Here is a 21,729-nt window from a genome sequence, read left to right on the forward strand (position 1 = left end):
GGGGTAATAATTAATATGTTGAAATTTTTCCCCAAATTTGAAACTTATTTATTTTTCTCTCGTCAAAACAAGAAGTTCTTTTATAAAAAGAATAATTGATTTTATCTAACCTGTTGGTGAGTTTGACTGATTAGAAATCTGTTTGTTATGAAAAGGTATGGTATAGGTTTATTACTGTTAATATTATTACATACTGTTTGTATTACTGCGGAAGCACGTGATTTTTACTGGATTGGCGGTTCGGGTAACTTTAATGATATTCAACATTGGAGTGATCAGCCTGGCGGGAAAGTAAATCCTGATGCTTTGTTGCCGGATAAGGATGATAATGTTTATTTTGACGAATTCTCATTTCCTGATCCAGGGGCAGAAGTGGTTATTACAAGTGTTGCTCGATGTGCAAATATGCATTGGGGAAATGTGAAAAATATGCCAACACTTAAGACAGATGACAATTCAGCTCATTATCTGGTAATATATGGTGGAGTTACTTTTAGCAACCAAATGGTAATCGACCTTGATAGACCTTTATATTTTCGTGCTAATACATTAGGTAACATTGTTGATTTTGGAGGGAATACATTCGATGGAGATCTTATTTTTGAAAACAATGGTGGATGGAGAATCACCAATGAACTAAATATTTTAGATAATGATATTCAATTCAATCAGGGAACTTTAAGTATTGAAGCAGAAGTAAATTGTGGAAGAATTATTTCAAATACTACCATTTCGAGAGAAGTGTACTTGAATTCTGCTACGATAAACTTGAATAAGCCAGGAGAATCGGTTTTTACCTTTCAAACAGAAAATCTAAGCATTAACGCAGGTAATTCTACAATTAATGTTTTATCAGATAACTCGAGTATTGAAGTATCTGGTAGTAAAATGATAGATTTTTACAATTTGATATTCTCTGGAAATTCGGGAGCTATTCTTAATACGAGTTTGCGCGCCAATTTTAACAAACTAACATTCCAAAAAGATGGTAGTTTAAGTGGGGCAAATGATTTTCAGGAATTAGAATTTACCGAGGGATATTCTTATGTTATTGATAAAGATGTTCAAAATGTTCATGACCTGTTTACTGCAATAGGGCAATGTCATGCGTTTATAAATATTACAGGAGGTGCTACAGGCGGATTTATTTCAGCCAATGGTGTAGCTTTAGATTATCTAAAGGTTAGGAATGTTACTGCAACAGGTAAAGCGGCTCTTTTTAATGCAACCAATTCTTATGATTTGGGAGCAACTTCGGGATGGAATTTTGGAGCTCCTTCTTCTGATGATTATACTTGGAATGGAGATGGAGGAGATAACAATTGGGGAAATCATGAGAACTGGGATAAAGATTGTGTTCCATCCAGAAATAATAATGCCATTATCCCTAATGGATTTACTGTGAATGTTAATGTTCCTGCAGAATGTAAGGATCTTGAGATTCAAGGTACATCTACATTTGAGGGGAATCAAAATCTGGAAATCTATGCATCCTTAAAGGCTACAAATGCAAGTTGGGATTTTGATGGGCAAACCACATTGAAAGGTGGAGGCACGATATCTTTAAATGCTGCAATGTCGGGAGCCATGATGGTTGATGCCAAAGCGAATACTTATACTTTAGGTACCGCATTGAATGTTGAAAACGAATTACATTTAATTTCGGGAACATTAAATGCAGCTAATTTCACAATTGATGTAAACCGATTTGTTTCGAATTCTTCAGAGCCAAGGACATTAAACATTGCAAATGCAAAATTTGATATCAATACAGGAGTTTTAAAAGCCTGGCATGTTGAGGGGACAGGTTTTTCCTTTTTAGGAACAGGATCAGAAATAACCCTTTACCAAAGTGGAGCTGAATTTTATAATAACAATACCGATGGAATTACTTATGAAAAAGTTCAGTTTCATCCTCAAGATAACCAGGTATTCCTAACCAATGAGAATGCAACGGATTATCCTGCTTTCAAAGAATTAATTTTTAATGGAAGTGCAAAACTTTCTGGGAATCATCAATTTGATAACATCACCTTTGCAGCAGGAAAAGAATATTTATTTCAGGCGGGAAGTACTCAGAAAATCCTAGCAATAGATGGCTTAAATGCTGTTGGTACTTGTTCCGAAAATATCTCACTTAAAGGGGACGGCGGAGTAGCATTCATTGATAGTGATGTAAATTCAAATAACATTGTTCGCGTTAGAGTTGAAGATGTGAATGTTGTTGGAGGCATGGCAAATGTATTGGAAGCCAAGGAATCTATTGGGGTTTCGGGCTATGAAGGTTGGGTTTTTCCTGATGACTTACTTGGTGGAGATGTTTATTGGACAGGTAATGTTGATGACAATTGGTTCGAAGCTGGTAACTGGGATATAAAATGTATTCCGACAAGAAAAGACAATGTGTTTTTTGAGGATGCTAAAGTTACGGGTAGCTCGGCAGTAAATATTTCACTTAGAGGACAGGTTGCTGAGTGTAACAATATGGTATGGAATGTTGCAACGAATATGACTTTTTCAGGAGATCAACCAATCAATATATTCGGAAGTCTTGATATGTCAGGCATGGCAGTAGGAAAGAATTCATTTTCAGGCGAAATGAATTTTAAGGCTGAAAATGATCCTCAAACTATTAATATTGGTGTTGTAGAATTAATGAGTGATCTTAATTTTACTGGAAATGAACAGGAAGATGGAAGTTGGAAAGCCAGTTCTTGGAGTATCACTTCAAATCTGATTACTACAGGTAAGATAGATTTGAAATATGGTGATTTATCTACCAATGGAAATGAAATTGAAGCCAAGGAATTTTATTCTAATTATGGTATAGATAATTTACGTTCATTGAACTTGGCTTCGACAATCCTTAAAGTTGAGAAATTTGAAGTTTCTGCAGAAGCACTTACTCTAAATTCTGGTACTTCGGAAATTCAAATGACAAAAGCAGGAGAGTTTATTGTTTCTGCTGGCGATGAGGATTTGGCATTTTATAACCTGACTTTTGAAGAACCAACAGGAAATGCATATGTAGATATTTTTGCAGATGATGTGAGCTTTAATGAAATGATATTTAATGGGAATACTTATTTCAGAAAACCAACTCCTTCAAAAATGAGTTTTACGGCCAAAAGTATTCAAATGGCCGTGGGAAAAACCTATGTATTTGAAAGTAGACAGGAGTTTGAATTCGAAAATATAATTGCCAATGGAGCCTGTGAAGGAACAATCGATATTTCAGGTTCTGATTCCGATGCTGCGATTTTTAAAGCTAAAGCAGGAGTAACAGAAATAGAAGTAAATTCGGTTAATTTATTAAATGTTCATGCAGATCCGGAAAATGTATTTGTTGCAAAGTCATCATTGGACTTGGGTAACACAACAGGCTGGAAATTTAAAGACGAACCAAAGGGTAAAGATTTATATTGGATAAATGGAGAAGGAGATTGGGATGATCCAAACCATTGGGCAACCTCTTCCGGTGCTGCTGATTCAGGAGGTGTAGCAGATGGTTGTGTTCCAACTGCCAAGGATAATGTTTTTTTCGATGTAAATTCATTCACAGGATTTGATCAGAATGTAAGAACAGGATCAGGAGATATCCGTTGTAGAACAATGGATTGGACAGGATCTGAAACAGCACGACCTAATTTAATTATGGGAGATACCGATATTTCGGGTGTTTACATTTATGGTTCATTCATTCTTAATAATACATTGAAAATTGACCTGTCACCAATGGTTAACTTCTATTTTAGAGCAACAGAAGCACAAACCATTAATACTTTTGGTTATGTATTTCCGAATGTGGTTGAATTCGACGGAAAGGATGGAGAATGGACCATGAACTCTAATTTTCAGACAGAAGGAGACTTGTTTATTCGTCATGGCAAGTTAATTGCGAATGGAAATTTAGTTGAATGTAAAAGTTTAACTTCAATTGAAACTCCTGCAGGCATAAACTCGAGAGGATTAGATATTAAAAATTCAAACTTGATAATAAATGGTAGCGAAGATGTTTCGGGACGTTCGATTTATATCAATTTTGCAGAAGAGGCCTTTGAACAAGGATTTGAGTTTCTTACAGAAAATAGTACCATAAGATTAAAAGATAATGCCGATGTTATTTTACTAGGATCTACTTTAAATAGTGTATCATTTAATGAAATAATATTTGAAAAAGGAGGAGAATTGAATGGTGGATTCTCAGGCTTAGAAGTATATGCATCACATTTATTATTCCAAGGTGATGGTATAATAAAAGGAAAGAAAAATTCATTCGGAACTCTTGAATTGGAAAGAGGCTTTGAATACAAATTAGAAAAAGGCAGAACCATTACAACCGATAAGTTACTTGTTGAAGGTAGCTGTTTTGCTCCAATATACTTACACTCTACTAAGGATGGTGCAGGAAATGAAACGTTTATAGTTGCCAAGAGTGATGTAAATGGTAATTTCCTTGAATTAAAAGATATTCATGCTGATGTTTCAGGTGGAATAAAATACAATGCAACCAACTCTTTCGATTTGGGAAATACAAATGGTTGGACTGTTGATGGAGCCATTGCTCCTATAGCTTTATACTGGACTGGTAATGGTGCAGATGATCATTGGAACAATCATGAAAATTGGAGTAGAGCAATTGATGGTAGTGAAGAAGGTTGTGTGCCAACAATTAATGACGATGTGTTTTTTACATCTAACTCATTCTTTGGTAGTAAATTGGTAGAATTAACGACTGATGCCAAATGTCATAGCATGACATGGAATGATGATATTGATCCGGATGCTAGTTTTTCTGTTACAGCAAAATTGCAGATGGCTGGTTCCATGGACCTGGCCAATAGCATGACTTTGGATATGCAGGGAACTTTCGAATTTATTGGTGACGGATTAACTGATGTTAAGAATGTTGACTTTGCTGATAAAAATCTGGATGGAGATATTCGATTTGTAGGAAAGGATCAAAATTGGAATTGGCAAACAGGATTTGTTACTTCTGGAAATTTGGAAATTGATGAAGGTTCTGTTTCTACTCAAGGTTTCGGTTTTACCGTGAATCAGTTCAAGTCATTGTCATTACACGATTCTGATGCAGTTCGTTCTTTCGACATGACAAATTCAATAGTTAAAGTAACTTCCAATAATATTACAAGTTGGAGTATGATAATGAATACTACTGGTGGTTTAACTTTCACAAGTACAGATTCATACATTACTTTTGAAAATGGAGGAGGTATCTATTGTAAAACTGATGGGGAAGTTCGTTTTGGATTTGTGGATTTTGTTGATAATGGTATTATTAATATTACAAGTGGAGCAGATACAGAAAAAGGATTTTTTGGTTCTGTAAGATTTATGGAAGAAGGAAGGATTTTTGGAAATACTGAATTTCTAAATCTTGAATTCACTTTGGGTTACGAGAACAATACCATTGAGTCAGGAAAAACAGTAACTGTTGTGAATGATTTAAAAATGGAAGGTGTTCGTTGTTCGTACGTTTTTCTAAAAGCAAGCACACCTGGAGTACGAGCGATACTTCACAAAACAGCAGATACTTTCGATAAAATTTATAATGCATCTTTTACTGATATTCAGGGAACTACAGGTTCTGGTGCCATTGATCATCCAGTTAAATACCATTATGATGGAGATAATTCTACTGGTTTTGTTTTATGGAATGATCCAAGTGGTGAAGACAATCCTCCATCATTTGAGGAAAGTTTCGATAAACCAAGAGAAGAGTGGTGTAGTGATGTTGCTGTGCTAGATCATGTTAAGGGATTCCCGATTAATAGTTCAACTACTTTTCAATGGTATTATAGTGTTGATGGAACAGCTGGTACTTATAATATATTGGATGGAGAAACCAACGCGATAATTGAAGTTGATAAAAATGGTTTCTATAAAGTTGAAGTTCGATATGGAAAAAATACTGTAGCTGATGATGGAACTGATTGTAAAATTGAATCAACAATCGAAGTTGCATTGGGTGAAGTTTCTACAGTTTCATTAGAAATTACTGCCAACAATGTAAAATGTTTCGGACAGAGTAATGGACAAATAATTGCAACCGTTAAAAAGAATGCAACTGGAAATTATCCAGATTATACATTTTTCTGGAAATCGGATTCTGGTAAAGATGTGGATTCTGCTGATGATAGTGCAAATTGGACAAGCGCAGCTTTTGGTCTTGAACCTGGAAAATATTACGTAACCGTTGCTGATGGTAAAAAATGTGAGTTCGATACTGTAGTTAATGTTTTTGATGCTTATAAATTATTAATAGATAATATCGATACGAAAGATCTCACTTGTTACACAGTTCACGAAGGAGAAATTTCGATTGAGGCTTCGGGAGGAACAGGAAGCTTATCCTATTATTTGGATAACAATTTGCAAGCAAGTGAAAATATTACCGGATTAGCATCTGGCGATTACAAAGTTTTTGTTCAGGATGGAAATGATTGTAAAACTACGGAAGAAGATGTGACCATAAATTCAAATCCAGAATTAATTGTTGATTTGAATGGTTTGGATCTCAAATGTTTCGGAGATAAAAATGGTGAATTTACTCCAACTGTAACTGGTGGAGTAACAGATTATTCCTACAATTGGACTGGTCCTGACGGATACTCTTCTACAGATTCGAATATTTCTGGATTAGCAGGAGGTTTGTATAAATTGACCATTACCGATAAGGTTGGATGTACTACATCTATGGATCAGGAACTGAATGAACCGACGGAACTTATTGCAGAAGAGCTAGTTGTGGATGATGCTAACTGTCATGGAGAGAAGTCGGGTGAAATATTTATAGTGGGAGGACAGGGTACTCCGGATTACCGTTATTTCCTTGATGGTGTGGAAGAAAGCACCGGAATATTCAAAAGTTTAGCCCCTGAGAATTACGTATTACGTATCGTTGATGCCCATGGGTGTATATTCGAGAAAGAAATCACTGTAAAGGAACCAAACAAAATTGGATTTGTAGTTGCTGATAAAGTTTTGCCTTCTTGTGAAAAATCGGAAGACGGAATTATTCATGTTACACCTTATGGTGGAAATGATGCTTACACTTATACATGGACAGGACCGAATGACTACAAATCGTATGAGCAAAATATTGAAAAACTGGTTTCGGGAAAATATGTATTGCAAATTTCGGATAAGAAAAATTGTTCAAAAACGGACACCGTCAAATTAGATCTTGGTCTCAGTCTTCAGCTTGGTGTTGTTGTAGAACAACACGTTGAAAAAGCCGGAACAAATCAGGGAGTTTTGGCATTGGAATTATTTGAAGGTACCATGCCATACACTTTTACAGTTAGTGGACCAAGTGGAACATTTAGCAGTCCTGATAATTTTGATGAAAATAATTATTTGATTGAAAATCTGGCAGCAGGTGTTTATAAAGTTGTTGCCACTGATGCATCATCTTGTACTACAGTTGAAAAGTCGGTGATTATTGAAGGTCCCGGACAAGTATTTGCATATATTGATCAAGTAAAACCGATAGGTTGTATTGGTTTTTCAGATGGAGAGCTGGAAGCAGTTGTTGGTGGAGGATCAGGAACTTATACTTATTCATGGACAGGTCCATCTGGTTATTCGGGAAGTGGAAAGAATATATCTGGTTTAGAACCAGGAATTTATTCACTTAGCGTGAGTGATGGAGGGAATATAGCAAATGCCACATTTGAGCTCTTACCTGCTGATCCTATTATTGTTAGTGTTGAAAAATTTAAAAATGTTAGTTGTTACCAGGCGGCTGATGGAGAAATTGAATTATTGGTAGATGCTGGTGGAGCTGATTATACAGTTGAGTGGACCAATGATCTGGGTAAAGGATTTTTATCCTCGGCTAAGAAAATTATGAATCTGGAACCAGGTATGTATACCTATAAGATTATAACTTCAAAAGGTTGTAATGTTCCAGGTAGTCAACAAATTATGGAGCCAGTAGATTTAAATCTAACTGCTAGTAATACAGATATTAGTATTGAAGGAGAGCGTGATGGAGTGGTTTCTGCAAATTTTGGAGGAGGAACTGCACCATATACAGTTTTGATTTCTGGACCGAAAGGTTATTCTCATGCCGAGCTTGACAATACATCAGGAACAGTTTCTGTCAATGGACTGGAAATGGGAGTTTACGAAGTTGCAGTTATTGATGCCAATGGTTGTAGAATTGAGGATGTTACAAAGGTACATGAACCTACAAAATTACTACTTTATACTACTTCGGTAACACACATTGCTTGTCCTGGAGGTACGGAAGGGGCTGTTAATCTTGCGGTTGAGGGAGCTAGTGATCCTGCAAATCTTACATTTTCATGGTCCGGTGACAATCACTTTAGAAGTTCGGATAAGGATATAAGTAATTTAAGTGCAGGTGCTTATAAAGTTACAGTGCATGATTCAGGTGGTGATCCTGGTTATGAAGAGCAGACATTGGTGATTATTGTAAAGGAGCCTGATTTACTGGATATTGAGGTGACTGCAAAAGATATCTCATGTCCTGGAATGAATGATGGGTATATTAATATTCAACCTAAAGGAGGAACACCTGGCTATAGTTATACTTGGTTAGGAACTGGAGTTGATGTGAATAAGGAGGATCAGGAAAATTTGTCTCCTGGCATATACACCGTAAATATCACAGATTTAAATGGTTGTAAATCAAAAGATATTGAAATAGAAATTACTGAACCAGAGCGACTCATTGTTACTGTTGGAGATAGTAAAGATCCTACTTGTTATGGTTTGGAAAATGGATGGATTCAATTAGATATCAGCAATGGGACAGAACCGTACATTATTGACTGGGATAACTATGGTAGTGTAACCCAGCGTATTGAGGAATTAACTAGAGGTGTATATGACTATACGGTTATTGATAATAATGGCTGTAGTGAAAATGGTTCATTTACTTTAAATCAACCAGATACTTTAATAGCTGAGATTAATGATTTTACAGATGTTCTTTGTCATGGCGATGGAACGGGAAGAGCATTGGTTGAGATAACTGGTGGAACTCCAGATTATAAAATTCTTTGGTCTGATGGGCAGGATACTGCAGAGGCTACTGATCTTAAGTTAGGAACATATGAAGTTTCAGTTATTGATGCTCAGGGATGTACGGATATTTCGGAGGTAGATATATTCGAGCCCGAACCATTGATGGTGGATGTTGAGGTAATTAGACCAACGACCTATGATGCAATGGATGGAGCCATTGGCGTAAATATATCTGGTGGTGTTAAAGATTATTCCTATAGTTGGCTCAAGGATGATTTATCCTTAGGTTTTACATCCGAAACAATTGAGGATATTGACAGAGGAGTATACAAGTTGGAGTTGATAGATGCCAATAATTGTCCTTTGGATACGACAATAGTAGTTGAGTATCTTTTCGAACGAAGAATTCGAATACCAAAGGCATTTACTCCAAATTCAGATGGTTACAATGATTATTGGGATATAGAGAGGATTGAATTTATCCAGAATCTGAAGATTGTTATTTATGACCGTTGGGGTAAAGCTGTTTATAAATTTGCAGGTACTGGTAACGAATATAAGGGTGAACCTTGGAAGGGTAACGATGGTAGTGTAAAATTGCCAATTGGATCGTATTATTACGCGGTGGAGGTTGAGGATGAAAAGCCAATGATGGGAACCGTAACCATTCTGAGATAGTAAAATAGAACTTTAAAACCTGACCATTATAATCTAATGAGAAGAACATTAATTTTATTAGGTATTCTCTTACTTGGAATATTTCAAGTTAAAGCACAACAATTGCCTCTTTACAGTCAGTATGTAGAGAATGGATTCTTGCTAAATCCTGCTATGGCAGGGAGTAGAATGTATTCGCCATTGCGACTAAGTTTGAGACAGCAATGGGCTGGTGTTGAAGGTGCTCCTGAAACACAAGCGTTAAGCTTTAATAAGAATTTAGGGGACAAATGCACTACATGTAATGTGATGGGGAATCCGCTTGCACGCAGAAACAAACAGCGTGGTGTTGGTGTTGGAGGTTACTTTTTTAATGACAAATATGGGGCTGTATCTCGCACAGGACTTGAGCTTTCTTATGCATACCATTTACAATTAAACCGACGTCGATATGGCAAGGCAGGCACGAAGCTTTCGTTCGGATTGGGAGGTGTGTTTTACCAGTATAAGTTTGATGGACGTGACATCCCCGTAAATGACCCTCTTTATACGGGATCCGATATGGTTACTTATGTGCCAGACGCCAATTTTGGAGTTTATTTATACAATGATGATTATTTTATTGGTTTTTCTGCAGCTCACCTTTTTGAATCTTCGGTAAAGCTTGGTGATAACATTTACACCGATAATATCATGATGCGTCATTTTTACGGTACTGCAGGATATACTTTTCATTTAATGGATTTAGTGGATCTGGAGCCATCTGTAATTGTGAGAAAAACCATGAATTCAGATCTATATTACGATGCAACATTGAAGTTATACATCAATCATTTCTGGATGGCAGCATCATACCGATCAAACGATCAAATTGTTGGTATGGTTGGAGTAAGTTACAATCAGTATTATATCGGGTATTCTTACGATCATTACACCAATAATTTAATAGCCGATAGTAGTGATGGAACTCATGAAATTACCTTGGGAATTAACTTTGACATTCCGAACAAAATGAAGCGTGAAAGTAGAATGCGTGAAAGAAGGGCGGCTGATAGAAACTTTAGTAAGACCAAGACACAACGTCATAAGAGAAAAAGCAAAAACTATATTTTCTTTTAGGCTAAAAATAAATTTAGATCCGGTAGAATACATAACTACCGGATTTTTTTTATCTTCAAATTCCTAAACAATAACTCTATGCGCAATATTTTATCTCTACTATGCTGTTTAAGCTTTACACTTGTAATTTTCTCTTGCGATAATGAAGATGGTTTAAATACTGACCCTAATTTTCGTGTTAGTTTTTCAGTAGATACACTAAAATTTGATACATTGCTTACTGGATTTGGATCAACAACCAAGCAGTTTAAGGTATATAACAAATCATCAAAAAAAGTAAATCTGCAAGAGATCTATTTGCAGGATGCGAATTCACCATATCGACTTAATGTAAATGGAACAGCTGAAGAACGATTTGCAAATGTAGAAATAGGAGCAAATGATAGTCTTTTCGTATTTGTGGAGGTCGATTTAGCGCCTAAAGATACCGATCAAGCCGTTTTATTGGAAGATATTTTGGTGTTTAATGTGAATAATAACCTTCAAGGGATAATTTTAAGCACCTGGAGCCAAGATGTAGTCTTAATTGAGGAAGATATAGTCAATTCACAAAATTGGACGGGAAAACGTCCCTATTTGATTAATAAGCAAGTTTCGATTTCGGAGAATACTGAGCTTGTTTTGGAAGAAGGAACTACTGTATATTTCGGAAAGAATGGAGGATTAGATGTACATGGAACTATAAAAGCAGAAGGAAGCTTTGAAAAACCTGTTTATTTTGGAAGTTCTCGATTAGAGGAATTGTATAAAAATGTGCCAGGTCAATGGAACGGAATTTATATTCATGAAAGTAGTAAATCAAACCAATTGAGTCATTTTATTCTGGAAGATGGGATTAATGGGATTCTGTATGCTGGCAATAATGGGGAATTACAATTAGAATATGGCATCATCAGAAACTTTACCGAAAATGGAATTGCCATTACAAACGCTAGTCTTCATGCACACGATTTGTTAATGGTAAATTGCGGTGACGAATGTTTAAAAGTTGAGGATGGTGAGCTTAACTTATTTCACTCGACACTCTACAATGCCTGGAATTTTGATATAAGAACCGCCCCGACTATTCAGCTTGTAAACACTTCGGAGTACAATTCTAATATGGGCAATTGCATAGTATGGGGAGTACATAGCGACGAGTTTGTTACTGATAATACATCAGGACTAAAAATAGAAAATACCCTCTTAAAGCTGAGTAATTCGCTTCAGGATGAATATGCCACTCTATTCTCAGACTGCATTTTTAATGAGAATCCTGAATTCGTCTCTATTGATGAGAAAAATTACGCACTTAGTGAAACCTCTCCGTGTATAAATACAGGGAAACTTGAGATTGGAACGAAGTATCCTAATGACCTTCTGAATAACTCAAGAACTGATGATTCTACTCCAGATATGGGAGCTTTTGAGTTTAAGGATAATCAGGAATGAAACGAATATACCTTGCCATTTTTCTGTTTCTAATAGGTTTTTATACCTCTGCACAATCTATATTGGAAGGAAGGGAAGAGAACAAGCGTGGTGATTTTAGAGCAATGTTTTACAATGTAGAAAATTGCTTCGATTGTTTTGATGATAGCCTAAAACTGGATAATGAGTTTTTGCCAAACGGAGTAAGACATTGGAATTGGGAAAAGTATCAAAAGAAAGTCAATAGAATATCGAAAGTGATAATGGCTGCTGGTGGGTGGGAGTTTCCTGATATTATAGGCTTGTGTGAAATCGAAAATCGTTTTGTGCTTGAAGGGATCTTTAAGTTCGGTCATTTGAATCAAATTGGTTACCGAATCATTCATAGAGAATCACCAGATAGAAGAGGAATTGATCTTGCTTTGATGTATCAACCCGAAGTTTTTCAACCATTGGATACTTCCTTTATTCAATTGGTTTACCATGGTGAGACAGTATCAACTACCCGCGAGATTTTATACGTAAAAGCAAAGTTGCATAGCAGCGATACATTACATGTTTTTGTGAATCATTGGCCATCGCGTTGGGGAGGACAGCTTGAATCGGAGCATAAGCGTGTTTCGGCTGCAAAATTGCTAAGACAAAAAGTAGATTCAATTTATTTGCAATCGCCAAAAGCAAATGTGCTTATCATGGGTGATTTTAATGATTATCCTGAGAATAAATCCATAAAAAAGACTTTAGGAGCTGATGGAGTTGCTGGTGAATTTAAGAATCAGCAATTGTATAATTTAGCCAGTGTTTTCGTAAAAAATGGAAGTATTGGCAGTCATAAATACCAAGGAAAGTGGGGAATGCTGGATCAGTTTATTGTTTCGGGATCATTGATGAATAAATCTGCCGTATTGTATTGCAATAAAGATGGAATGAGTGTATTTGCACCCGATTTTTTATTGGAAAAAGATGAAACTCATTTTGGGCTAAAACCTTACCGAACGTTTGTGGGCTACAAGTACCATGGAGGATTTAGCGATCATTTACCCATTATTCTTGACCTTTGGAGAAAATAATATTGATCAATAGCGGTAGAAGGCTGCACATTTTATAATGTGCTTAAATTCAGCTATAAGTGCTTGTTTAAAAATCCTAATGCAGAAATGTTTGGTTTCTAGGGCAGAAACCGTCCTTTTCTGGTGCAGAAACTATGAGTTTCTAGTGCAGAAATGAATAGTTTCCGCACTAGAAATTTTTTATCGATATTAATCTTCTAAACTTTCAATTAAAGCTGCAAGATTTTTTTCGTAAAGTCTGCTTCCTGTTTTAGGATCGAAGTTCGAACTTGGTCCGGCAATACAACCACCTTCACAAGCCATTACTTCAACAAAGTTTCCGCTGGTTTTACCAGTTTTTCCAAAAGCCTTCAGCATTTTAATCTTTTTCTTATCCAAACCATTTACAATTACTGGTTTGATATTAACGTAAGGCTTAACTTCTAAAACCGATTGTGCCACACCACCGCTGGCAGCATAAGCTCTACCGTGATTCAAAATGCTTTTGTCTAAAAGTAAAGGTTCTTCCTTGCTAATTTCAATTTTCCAACCATGAAATAGAGCTGAAAGTTCTTCGAATGTCATTACGTAATCAACATTAGGATCTTTCATTCCTTCACGACGCTTGGCAATACAAGGACCTATAAATACAATCTTTGCATTAGGGTGTTTTTCTCTTGCAATTTCAGCTGCATAGTACATCGGACTCTTGGTTTCCGAAACATATTTCTGAATTTCAGGAATGTGCTTTTCGGTTGCTGAAACATATGCCGGGCAACAAGAAGTAGTCATGAATGGAGCTTTATCTTCCAAACGTTCCAATAATTCATCAGCTTCTCTTTCGGTGGTTACATTTGCACCTTTTGCAACTTCTATTACATCACAAAAGCCTAATTGTTTTATAGCACCTAATACGGTATCTGTAGTCGATTTGAATTGACCAATAACGGCAGGAGCAACAATTGCAATGGTTTCTGTCTCTTCATCTTTTATGGATTTCATTACATCCACAATTTGAGAATTCTCCATAATCGATCCGAATGGACAAGCAGTGATACATTTACCACAATCAATACATTTGTCTTCATCGATTTGTTCGATACCATACTGATCTTTGGAAATTGCGCCAACAGGACAAGCATTTTCGCATGGAACTGGCATGAATATAATGGAGTGATAAGGACACACGTTCATACAAATACCACAGTTGATACAAGTTTTAGGATCAATTTGTGCCTGACCATTTGCATTCCAGCTAATTGCACTTTTAGGGCAGTTCATCATACATGGATGTGCAACACAACCTTTACAAAGATTGGTAACGATGTATGAGTTTTTTACACAGGAAGTACAAGCTTCATCAACAACTGTAAGAATTTTGTTGATTGGATTTTTTCTCTCTAAAGCTTCGTCTGCGTATTCTGCCAGAGTTTTTAACTCATCGCGATCATCTTCCAAATCAAATCCCAAAAGAGGAATTAATTTTTCTTTAATGATAACACGCTCTTTAAAAACACAGCATCTATCAAGATCTTGTTTTCTTCGAGGTGCCATTTCTAAAGGAATCCGATCTAATCCTTCTTTAAATTTTCCTTCATTAAAAAGTTCTGCCATTTTCGATAACAGATCTCTTCTGATAATCATTGTATTATCAACGTAGGCCATTGGATGTATAATTATAAATAGTGAGATTGCTTAATTTCCGCAAAAGTAGATATTATGTCGAGTCTATCAAGTGCTGTTTAACAAACTTGAATAGGTTTTATAACAGTAAAAAAAAGTCCGGAATTATTTCCGAACTAATTATTCTTTTTTTTGCCAATAGGTTCAAGCCCTAGTTCTTTTCCTTTTTTAATCATGTATGCATAGGCTGCATCCCTTTCGTTTGGAATAATTCCATCAAGAATGGCATCTTTTATCGCCACTTTTATATCTCCAATGGTTTTGCATGGTGATAAATTAAAAGTGTCGATTATCTCTTGCCCATCAATTGGAGGTTGAAAATTTCTAATTGCATCTTTTTCTTCAACCTCTTTTAGCTTTTTGCGAACCAGTTGGAAATTATCGAGGAATCGTTTTACCTTTTCTTCATTTTTAGATGTTATGTCAGCTTCGCACAATTTCATTAGGTCATCAATGTCATCACCAGCATCAAAAAGTAATCTTCGAACAGCAGAATCAGTTACTACTTCTTGTGCCAATACAATTGGTCTCATGTGTAGCAATACCATCTTCTGAACAAATTTCATCTTTTCATTTAAAGGCAATTTCATATTCTTGAAAATACGAGGGACCATTTTTTCGCCAACAAAATTGTGAGCGTGGAAAGTCCAACCTATTCCTTTCACAAATTTTTTGGTGTTAGGTTTAGCAATATCGTGCAATAGTGCCGACCAGCGAAGCCATAAATTATCGGAGTGTGGTACCAATTGATCTAACACCTCAAGGGTATGATAGAAATTGTCTTTATGGCTAATTCCGTTTCTGGTTTCTCTGCCTTTCAATCTTTGAAACTCTGGGAATATAATTTTTAATAAACCACATTCTTCAAGCAATTTAAAACCGATTGAAGGTTTTGCTGACATCACAATTTTATTCAATTCCTCAATAACTCGCTCCTTAGAAATGATATGGATTCTCTCCTTATTTTCTTTGATAGCATTGAAAGTGACATCAGAAATTTTAAAGTTTAATTGTGTTGCAAAACGAATTGCACGCATCATTCTTAAAGGATCATCCGAGAAAGTAATCATTGGATCCATTGGTGTTTTAATGATTTGGCTATTCAAATCATCAATGCCTCCAAAAGGATCCAGGAGTTCTCCAAAATTGTCTTTGTGCAGACTTAATGCAAGAGCATTAATGGTAAAATCTCTTCTTTTTTGGTCATCCTCTAAACTGCCATTTTCAACAATTGGTTTTCTTGAGTTTCTATTGTATGATTCTTTTCTGGCACCTACAAATTCAATTTCAAAATCTTTATACTTAAGCATGGCTGTTCCAAAATTCTTAAAAATGGAAACTTTAGGATTACCAGCTTTGGCAGCAACTTTTTGAGCCAAATCAATACCGCTGCCTATTACAACAACATCAATATCTTTTGAACCGCGTTTTAAGAATATATCTCTTACAAAGCCTCCAATTACATAGCTTTCAAGCTTTTCTTCAGTTACAATTTCTGATATAATTGAAAATATAGGATGTTTTAAATGTTCTTTCACTTCTTAATGAGTCATGTAACCTGTAATCAGGTTGTTACAATATGAAGGCCTATGTATGACAGACCGACTGTTTAATTTCCTGACAAAATTACAATTAATTAAGGGGATTATGAAAATTCAGAGGAAAATTGACTTTGGTATGTTAATTGTTTGATAAAAATATATAGATTTGTACATATTTATAGTAGTAAATTAAAATAGGCGTTAGTTATGGTAGAACACTTAACGAAAGAATCATTCAAAGAGAAAGTATTTGATTTTGAAAAAAATAAAGATTGGAAATTTGAAGGTAGTAAACCATGTTTGGTAGATTTTTATGCTGATTGGTGTGGACCATGTAAAATGGTTGCTCCAATTTTAGATGAGTTGAAGGCAGAGTATGGCGATGCTATTGATATTTATAAAATTGATACAGAGAAAGAGCAAGAATTATCAGCCATGTTTGGTATTCAGAGTATTCCATCATTGCTATTTATTCCGCAAGATGGTCAGCCTCAAATGGCACAAGGGGCTCTTTCAAAGGAAAATTTCAAACAAGCTTTTGCTGAAGTTTTAAAAGTGGATGCTAAATAATTGTTAATGGTCTTCTGTCCGACACAATTAAAAGGAAATCCTTGTTAGTTTTAGAGCGATAATGAAATAGAAATAAAAGGTGTTCGCACCAGGAAAGGAAAGAGAAAATGAAGAAATTACTAATGATACTGTTGATGGCATTTATTGGAGCCAACAGTTTTGCTCAATCAAATTCGGAGGCTAAAGTAATTCATCTCGATGATGATAGCTTTAAAGAAAAGGTATTTGATTACGAAAAGGGTGGTGATTGGAAGTTTGAAGGAGATAAACCAGTAATTGTTGATTTTTATGCTGATTGGTGTGGACCTTGTAGAAAAATTGCACCTGTTTTAAAAGAACTTCAAAAGGAATATGGCGATGCCATTCAGATTTACAAAGTAGATACAGATGATGCTCAAAAAGTATCAGCAGCATTTGGAATAAAAAGCATACCGTCATTGTTATTTGTACCGATGAAAGGTAAACCAACAATGGCACAAGGGGCTTTGCCAAAGGCCACATTTGTAAAAGCAATTAATGACGTTTTGGGAGTTAAAGCCCCAAATTGATTATAGATTAGAGTAGTTATAATAGTTTAGGTTTTGAAAGTCGGCTTTTTGCCGACTTTTTTGTTTTTGCTAGTTTTCGGATTATCTTTGCGCCAAATCACAGTGGGGTGCCTAAATGTAAACGGGCTGAGATCATACCCTTACACCTGATCCGGATAATGCCGGCGTAGGAAAATTGCGAGCTAACTTTTCGCCAACCTGATCTTATACAACCTCATTGCAATATTTTATTAACGTTTAATTATTACACAATGTTGAAGAAACAACTAAACTCTGTATTGCGCAGAGCTACTCTGTTAATTGTATTGCAATTTGTATGCTTTATCGGATTTTCTCAAATCAATTTAAATGGGAAAGTGACTGATAAAAGTGGAAATGCTCTGCCAGGAGCAGCAATTGCAGTGAAAGGAACTTATTTGGGAACTGTTACCAATTCATATGGTGAATATCAGTTTACAAATTTAAAAGCTGGAGAATACCAATTTGTGATCTCTTTTTTGGGTTATGAAACAAAGGAAAGTTCTGTAAAGCTTACCGAATCAAAGAATTTAGATTTTAAATTGAATCCAACTGCCATAATGGCCGACGAGGTGATTGTTGCTGCAACGAGAGCAGGAAATAAAGCTCCGGTGGCAGTAACCAATTTGGGAGGAGAAGAGCTTAGAAAGCAAAATACAGGTCAGGATATTCCTTACCAGTTAAGCTTGACGCCTTCTTTGGTAGAATCATCGGAAGCTGGTAATGGTATTGGTTATTCAGCTCTTCGTATTCGTGGTACGGATGCTTCTCGTATTAATGTTACCATAAATGGTGTACCATTGAATGATTCAGAATCGCAAGGTGTATTTTGGGTAAACATGCCTGATTTTGCTTCATCGGTTGATAACATTCAAATTCAACGTGGAGTTGGAACATCTACCAATGGTGCTGCAGCTTTTGGAGCTACCATTAACTTTCAAACAGAAACTGTAAATGCGGAACCTTATGCTGAAGTTCAGAGTGTAGCAGGTTCGTTCAATACTTTCCGTAATACTTTTAAAGCTGGAACAGGCTTAATCAATGGAAAATTTAGTTTTGATGCTCGTTATTCAAAGTTAAAGTCTGACGGATTTGTAGACCGTGCATTTTCTGATCATGAATCATTTTTTGCAAGTGGTACTTATTATACAGAAAGAAGTATGTTGAAATTCAACATCATTTCGGGTGATCAGAAAACAGGAATCAGTTGGTGGGGAAATCCAAATATCAACACCGATGATCCTAATGATTATGAAGACAGAAGATATAATCCTGCTGGTGAGTATACCGACGAAAATGGTGTTAAAAGGTATTACGACAACCAAACGGATAATTACAAGCAAACGCATTACCAGTTATTCTACTCACAGGAGTTGACCACTAACTTGAATTTGAATGCTGCATTGCATTATACAAAAGGGAAAGGATATTATGAGCAGTATAAAGAAGATGAGAAATATTCTGAATATGGCTTGGATAATCTTGTGATTGGTGGAGAAACTATTGAGGAAACAGATCTTACTCGTCAAAAATGGCTGAAGAATGATTTTTACGGATTTACATATTCGTTAAATTATAAAAAGAATAGAATTGATGCATCGTTTGGTGGTGCCTGGAATAGATATGACGGAGATCATTTTGGAAATATTCTTTGGGCTCAAAACGGCGGAGTTCCTAATGGTCATCAATGGTATTTGAATACTGGTGAGAAGACCGATTACAATGTTTTTGCCAAGATGAATGTTGAATTGAGTGACAAATTAAATGCTTACGGAGATGTTCAATATCGTCATATTTCTTACGATATGGATGGTACGGATGATGATCTTTTGCCATTGGTTCAGGAGCATAAATTTGATTTCTTCAACCCTAAAGTGGGATTGTATTATACCCTTAACGATAGAAACTCAGCTTATGCATCATTTGGTGTAGCTCATCGTGAGCCAACTCGTGCAAACTTTAAAGATGCCAAAGGCGATCCAAGTTCATATCCTGTTGATGAGTCATTATTTGACTATGAGTTGGGTTATAACTATAAATCGAAAAATGCGACCTTTGGAGTTAATCTTTACTACATGTACTATCGCGATCAGTTGGTGCCAACTGGTGAGAAAAATAGTGTAGGTTACGATATCATGACAAATGTAGATAAGAGTTACCGTGCAGGTGTTGAATTGATTTGGGGTGTACAAATTCTACCAAATTTAAAATGGGATGCTAACCTTACTTTAAGTCGTAATAGAATTAAAGACTTTGTAGAGTATTCAACCTACTATGCAGACTGGAATGAAAGCATTGGATGGTACAATGAAGAAGAGTATAAGGGGAAAGAATTGGGAGATACAGACATTAGTTACTCACCAGAAACCGTTGGAAGTAGTATTTTAACATGGACTCCAACCAAAGGATTCGATGTAAGTTTTGTAAGCAAATATGTAGGTGAGCAATATTTTGACAATACTTCGAATGCCGAGAGAAAATTGGATGATTACAATGTTCACAATTTAAGGTTGAATTACAGTATCAAGCCAAATTGGATGAAAGAAATAGCTTTCCAATTGAGCATTAACAATGTGTTCGATACCAAATATGAAAACAATGCATATGGTGGAAATTGGTATACCGATGGTAAAGAAAACACATGGAGATACTATTATCCACAAGCAGGAACAAATGTTCTGGCAGGTGTGACATTACGATTCTAAAATATAATTTTGTAGAGACGCACGACCGTGCGTCTCTAACAAATAAATAATATATGAACTGGATAACCGACAATATTGTTGAAATCATAGGAACCTTATCAGGATTATTATTTCTGTATCTGGAAATTAAGCAGAACAAATGGTTATGGCCAGTAGGTTTACTTACTTCGGTAATGTATATCTATGTGTTTTTTGTTGCCAAGCTATATGCCGATATGTCGCTTCAGTTCTATTACGTTTTTATTAGTATTTATGGATGGATTTTATGGTCTCGAGGGAGAAAGCAGCAAGAAAAAGACATACCTGTCATTCGCTTGAATATGAGTTTATCTTTAAAACTATTAATGGCTAGCCTTGCAATTTATGCCTTAATAGCTTTCATTTTAGTTAACTTTACAGATGGTACGGTTCCTTATTGGGATGCATTTACTACAGCATTGAGCATTGTAGCTACTTGGATGTTGGCTCGCAAGATTTTGGAACAATGGCTGGTTTGGATTGTTGTAAATTCGGTATCATTAGGCTTGTACATTTATAAGGACTTAAATTTTACAGCTATACTTTTCTTTTTCTATACTACTATGGCTATTGTTGGTTATCTGCAATGGAAAAAAGATATGCTTCGTTCTCAGGCTATTTAAGCTAATTCATTAAATTTACTGGCTCAAATTTTATCATCACTGATCGAGAATGCAAAAGAAAGCAGTAATATTGGCAAATGGAGTCTTTCCAACTCACGAAATCCCTTTAAAGGAGCTAAAAGAATCAAAACATATCATTTGTTGCGACGGTGCAATTAACAATTTAGAAAAGGCAGGATTAGAACCTTTCGCCATTATTGGTGATTTGGATTCCTTAGATTCAGAATTGAAATGGAAGTATAAAGATATAATTCACCACTTTTCTAATCAGGATACCAATGATTTAACCAAATCGGTTGAATGGTGTATTGCCAATAAATTCAACGAAATAGCTATTGTTGGAGCAACGGGTAAACGCGATGATCACATGATTGGGAATGTATTTCTTTTGCCGCAATATGCAAAAAAGGTAAGAGTTAAAATGCTAACCAGTTATGGTGTGTTTACTCCAATAGTTCGTCCAAAGAATTTCGAAAGTTATACAAGACAGCAAGTATCCATTTTCTCTCCAAACAATAATACACTAATAACAACAGCTAACTTGCGTTATTCATTAACGAATCAGCCATTGGAAATGATGTGGCAAGGTACGCTAAATGAATCGATGGGCGATAGTTTCAGAATTGAATTTGAAGGGGGACCATTGATTGTATTTCAGGAATATGAGAAGTAAGCTAAATAAGCTTCTCTTTCTTAAATTAGCAATACAGCTTTTCAAAGCAAATTTTGAATAAATCTGACTTTCTGTGGCATATATTTTTAATTGAACT

At 35.7% G+C, this 21,729-nt stretch carries 11 protein-coding genes and 1 riboswitch; of the genes, 9 read left to right on the forward strand and 2 right to left on the reverse strand.

Annotation, left to right across the window (positions count from 1 at the left end; genetic code table 11):
- Positions 1–147 precede the first annotated feature (147 nt).
- From BXY64_RS04425 to BXY64_RS04440, 4 genes are all read left to right on the forward strand, one after another.
- A complete protein-coding gene (locus BXY64_RS04425) occupies positions 148–9,696 on the forward strand; it encodes a T9SS type B sorting domain-containing protein (RefSeq protein ID WP_120238721.1) in 9,549 nt (3,182 codons plus the stop codon).
- A 36-nt stretch (positions 9,697–9,732) separates the two neighbouring features.
- On the forward strand, positions 9,733–10,794 hold the full coding sequence (locus BXY64_RS04430; protein WP_120238722.1) for a PorP/SprF family type IX secretion system membrane protein: 1,062 nt from the start codon (positions 9,733–9,735) through the stop codon (positions 10,792–10,794).
- Between the two features lie 78 nt (positions 10,795–10,872).
- Entirely contained in the window at positions 10,873–12,225 is a 1,353-nt protein-coding gene (locus BXY64_RS04435) for a choice-of-anchor Q domain-containing protein (protein WP_120238723.1), read from the forward strand.
- Positions 12,222–13,274, forward strand: coding sequence for an endonuclease/exonuclease/phosphatase family protein (locus tag BXY64_RS04440; RefSeq protein ID WP_120238724.1), 1,053 nt, complete (start codon positions 12,222–12,224; stop codon positions 13,272–13,274). Before BXY64_RS04435 ends, BXY64_RS04440 begins: the two co-directional genes overlap by 4 nt.
- A 189-nt stretch (positions 13,275–13,463) precedes the next feature.
- Here the strand turns inward: BXY64_RS04440 and BXY64_RS04445 are convergent, their stop codons facing one another.
- Positions 13,464–14,918 carry a monomeric [FeFe] hydrogenase gene (locus tag BXY64_RS04445; protein ID WP_120238725.1) on the reverse strand — a complete coding sequence of 485 codons (1,455 nt, stop codon included), beginning with the start codon at positions 14,916–14,918 and terminating at the stop codon, positions 13,464–13,466.
- 134 nt (positions 14,919–15,052) lie between these two features.
- Complete coding sequence (locus BXY64_RS04450; protein WP_120238726.1) at positions 15,053–16,474, reverse strand: CCA tRNA nucleotidyltransferase; 1,422 nt, start codon at positions 16,472–16,474, stop codon at positions 15,053–15,055.
- 210 nt (positions 16,475–16,684) lie between these two features.
- On the opposite strand from BXY64_RS04450, the gene trxA (BXY64_RS04455) reads away from it, so the two are divergent.
- The 5 genes from trxA (BXY64_RS04455) (at position 16,685) to BXY64_RS04475 (ending at position 21,632) form a co-directional block, all read left to right on the forward strand.
- Complete coding sequence (gene trxA, locus BXY64_RS04455) at positions 16,685–17,047, forward strand: thioredoxin (RefSeq protein WP_120238727.1); 363 nt, start codon at positions 16,685–16,687, stop codon at positions 17,045–17,047.
- Between the two features lie 107 nt (positions 17,048–17,154).
- Positions 17,155–17,595 carry a thioredoxin gene (gene trxA, locus BXY64_RS04460; RefSeq protein ID WP_120238728.1) on the forward strand — a complete coding sequence of 147 codons (441 nt, stop codon included), beginning with the start codon at positions 17,155–17,157 and terminating at the stop codon, positions 17,593–17,595.
- A gap of 93 nt (positions 17,596–17,688) precedes the next feature.
- Positions 17,689–17,785, forward strand: a riboswitch (TPP riboswitch).
- A 61-nt stretch (positions 17,786–17,846) separates the two neighbouring features.
- The gene (locus BXY64_RS04465) at positions 17,847–20,318 is read left to right on the forward strand and encodes a TonB-dependent receptor (protein ID WP_120238729.1); all 2,472 of its coding nucleotides are present in this window, start codon (positions 17,847–17,849) and stop codon (positions 20,316–20,318) included.
- 53 nt (positions 20,319–20,371) lie between these two features.
- Entirely contained in the window at positions 20,372–20,959 is a 588-nt protein-coding gene (pnuC, locus tag BXY64_RS04470) for a nicotinamide riboside transporter PnuC (protein ID WP_211334401.1), read from the forward strand.
- Positions 20,960–21,008: 49 nt separating this feature from the next.
- Positions 21,009–21,632, forward strand: a complete 624-nt coding sequence (locus BXY64_RS04475; RefSeq protein ID WP_120238730.1) for a thiamine diphosphokinase — start codon at positions 21,009–21,011, stop codon at positions 21,630–21,632.
- The last annotated feature ends 97 nt before the right edge of the window (positions 21,633–21,729 follow it).

It is taken from the genome of Marinifilum flexuosum (assembly GCF_003610555.1).
Taxonomy (GTDB): Bacteria; Bacteroidota; Bacteroidia; order Bacteroidales; family Marinifilaceae; genus Marinifilum; species Marinifilum flexuosum.

What these genes read in the sequence shown, in the direction of transcription:
- pnuC (WP_211334401.1), top strand. Translation starts at nt 20,372, where the DNA reads ATGAACTGGATAACCGACAATATTGTTGAAATCATAGGAACCTTATCA.
- BXY64_RS04435 (WP_120238723.1), top strand. Translation starts at nt 10,873, where the DNA reads ATGCGCAATATTTTATCTCTACTATGCTGTTTAAGCTTTACACTTGTA.
- BXY64_RS04445 (WP_120238725.1), bottom strand. Translation starts at nt 14,918, where the DNA reads ATGGCCTACGTTGATAATACAATGATTATCAGAAGAGATCTGTTATCG.
- BXY64_RS04425 (WP_120238721.1), top strand. Translation starts at nt 148, where the DNA reads ATGAAAAGGTATGGTATAGGTTTATTACTGTTAATATTATTACATACT.
- BXY64_RS04440 (WP_120238724.1), top strand. Translation starts at nt 12,222, where the DNA reads ATGAAACGAATATACCTTGCCATTTTTCTGTTTCTAATAGGTTTTTAT.
- BXY64_RS04465 (WP_120238729.1), top strand. Translation starts at nt 17,847, where the DNA reads ATGTTGAAGAAACAACTAAACTCTGTATTGCGCAGAGCTACTCTGTTA.
- BXY64_RS04430 (WP_120238722.1), top strand. Translation starts at nt 9,733, where the DNA reads ATGAGAAGAACATTAATTTTATTAGGTATTCTCTTACTTGGAATATTT.
- trxA (WP_120238727.1), top strand. Translation starts at nt 16,685, where the DNA reads ATGGTAGAACACTTAACGAAAGAATCATTCAAAGAGAAAGTATTTGAT.
- trxA (WP_120238728.1), top strand. Translation starts at nt 17,155, where the DNA reads ATGAAGAAATTACTAATGATACTGTTGATGGCATTTATTGGAGCCAAC.
- BXY64_RS04475 (WP_120238730.1), top strand. Translation starts at nt 21,009, where the DNA reads ATGCAAAAGAAAGCAGTAATATTGGCAAATGGAGTCTTTCCAACTCAC.